Consider the following 2,500-nt stretch of genomic DNA (forward strand, 5'->3'; position numbering starts at 1 on the left):
TCTGGTTGCGGGGGTAGGATTTGAACCTACGACCTTCAGGTTATGAGCCTGACGAGCTACCGGGCTGCTCTACCCCGCGCCAATTTTGTCCTGATCGGTTTTTCATCGTTTCAGAGGGATATTCGTTTCTTTCCAGGTCTGGCGGTGACCTACTCTCCCACGTCTTGAGACGCAGTACCATCGGCGCAGCGGCACTTAACGGCCGAGTTCGGGATGGGATCGGGTGTTTTGCTCGCGCTAGGGCCACCAGACCGGGAAAGAAACGCTCAGCGTGCTTTTTTGAAGCGTGTTGTCCAAGGATGTTTTGGGGAAGAGATCAGGTTCCTGCGGTTGCAGGATGGTCTGTCTTCTTCCGGATCAGATCAAGCCTGTCGAGCCATTAGTACCGGTCAACTGAATGCATTGCTGCACTTACATCTCCGGCCTATCGACGTGGTGGTCTTCCACGGCTCTCAAGGGAGACCTTGTTTTGAGGGGGGCTTCACGCTTAGATGCCTTCAGCGTTTATCCTGTCCGTTCATAGCTACCCTGCACTGCCGTTGGCACGACAACAGGTCCACCAGTGGAACGTTCACCCCGGTCCTCTCGTACTAGGGGCAACTCCTCTCAAGTCTCCAACACCCACGGCAGATAGGGACCGAACTGTCTCACGACGTTCTAAACCCAGCTCACGTACCTCTTTAAATGGCGAACAGCCATACCCTTGGGACCTGCTCCAGCCCCAGGATGAGATGAGCCGACATCGAGGTGCCAAACGATGCCGTCGATATGGACTCTTGGGCATCATCAGCCTGTTATCCCCAGCGTACCTTTTATCCGTTGAGCGATGGCCCTTCCACTCGGGACCACCGGATCACTATGGCCGACTTTCGTCTCTGCTCGACTTGTCAGTCTTGCAGTCAGGCTGGCTTCTGCCATTGCACTCAACGAGCGATTTCCGACCGCTCTGAGCCAACCTTCGCGCGCCTCCGTTACTGTTTGGGAGGCGACCGCCCCAGTCAAACTACCCACCACGCAGGGTCCCGGGCCCGGATAACGGGTCGCGGTTAGACATCAAGAGTGCGAAGGGCGGTATCTCAAGGGCGGCTCCACGGGGACTGGCGTCCCTGCTTCAAAGCCTACCGCCTATCCTGCACATCGCAATCCTGATGCCAGTGCGAAGTTGTAGTAAAGGTGCATGGGGTCTTTCCGTCTAACCGCGGGAAGTCTGCATCTTCACAGACAGTTCAATTTCGCTGAGTCCACGTTTGAGACAGCGGGGAAGTCGTTACGCCATTCGTGCAGGTCGGAACTTACCCGACAAGGAATTTCGCTACCTTAGGACCGTTATAGTTACGGCCGCCGTTTACCGGGGCTTCAATTCAAGGCTTGCACCTCTCCTTTTAACCTTCCGGCACCGGGCAGGCGTCAGACCCTATACGTCGTCTTGCGACTTCGCAGAGCCCTGTGTTTTTAGTAAACAGTCGCCACCCCCTGGTTTGTGCCCCCGACCGGCAGTTGCCTGCCAATCGGGCCTCCTTCTCGCGAACTTACGGAGGTATTTTGCCGAGTTCCTTAAACGTGGTTCTCTCAAGCGCCTTGGTATTCTCTACCAGTCCACCTGTGTCGGTTTCGGGTACGGTCTTGTGGAGGGCTATTTCCAGGAACCGCTCAGCAGCCCCTCCAATCCGATAAGGAGGAACTACACCTGCGATCCGTCACCATCTCCTGGCCCAGGACTATTAACCTGGTTCCCATCGACTACGCCTTTCGGCCTCGCCTTAGGGGCCGGCTCACCCTGCTCAGATTAGCTTTAAGCAGGAACCCTTGGACTTTCGGCGACAGGGTCTCTCACCCTGTTTGTCGCTACTCATGTCAACATTCTCACTTCTGATCACTCCACCGGTTGCCTCACGGCCCGGCTTCACAGTCAGAACATTGCCTCCGTTACTTCTTGCGAAGCAAAAGAGGCAGCGTTCTCTATCACAGAACGCTCCGCTACCGCACATCCCGAAGGATGCACCCAAAGCTTCGGCTCGTGGCTTGAGCCCCGTTACATCTTCGCCGCAAGACCTCTTGATTAGACCAGTGAGCTGTTACGCTATCTTTAAAGGATGGCTGCTTCTAAGCCAACCTCCTGGTTGTTTTGGAAGTCTCACATGCTTTCCCACTTAGCCACGAATTGGGGGCCTTAGCTGTTGGTCAGGGTTGTTTCCCTCTCCACGACGGACGTTAGCACCCGCCGTGTGTCTCCCGGATAGTCCTCTCGGGTATTCGGAGTTTGCTTAGACTCAGTAAGGCTGTGGGCCCCCATCATCCATGCAGTGCTCTACCCCCCGAGGGATACGTCCGAGGCGCTACCTAAATAGCTTTCGCGGAGAACCAGCTATCTCCGAGTTTGATTGGCCTTTCACCCCTAGGCACAAGTCATCCCGACCTTTTTCAACAGGTGTGGGTTCGGACCTCCAGTTGGTGTTACCCAACCTTCATCCTGCTCATGCCTAGATCACTCGGTTTCGGG

1 tRNA gene and 2 rRNA genes (1 of these 3 cut by a window edge) are annotated in these 2,500 nt (G+C 55.7%); all 3 read right to left on the bottom strand.

Features of this window, described 5'->3' with window-relative positions:
- Window positions 1-2 precede the first annotated feature (2 nt).
- Window positions 3-79, bottom strand: a tRNA-Met gene (locus KY389_RS14890).
- 57 nt (window positions 80-136) lie between these two features.
- Window positions 137-251, bottom strand: a 5S ribosomal RNA gene (rrf, locus tag KY389_RS14895).
- A gap of 107 nt (window positions 252-358) precedes the next feature.
- A 23S ribosomal RNA gene (locus KY389_RS14900) occupies window positions 359-2,500 on the bottom strand; it runs 693 nt beyond the window's last position.

Origin of the sequence: Paracoccus bogoriensis (assembly GCF_019431455.1) — a bacterium.
Taxonomy (GTDB): domain Bacteria; phylum Pseudomonadota; class Alphaproteobacteria; order Rhodobacterales; family Rhodobacteraceae; genus Paracoccus; species Paracoccus bogoriensis.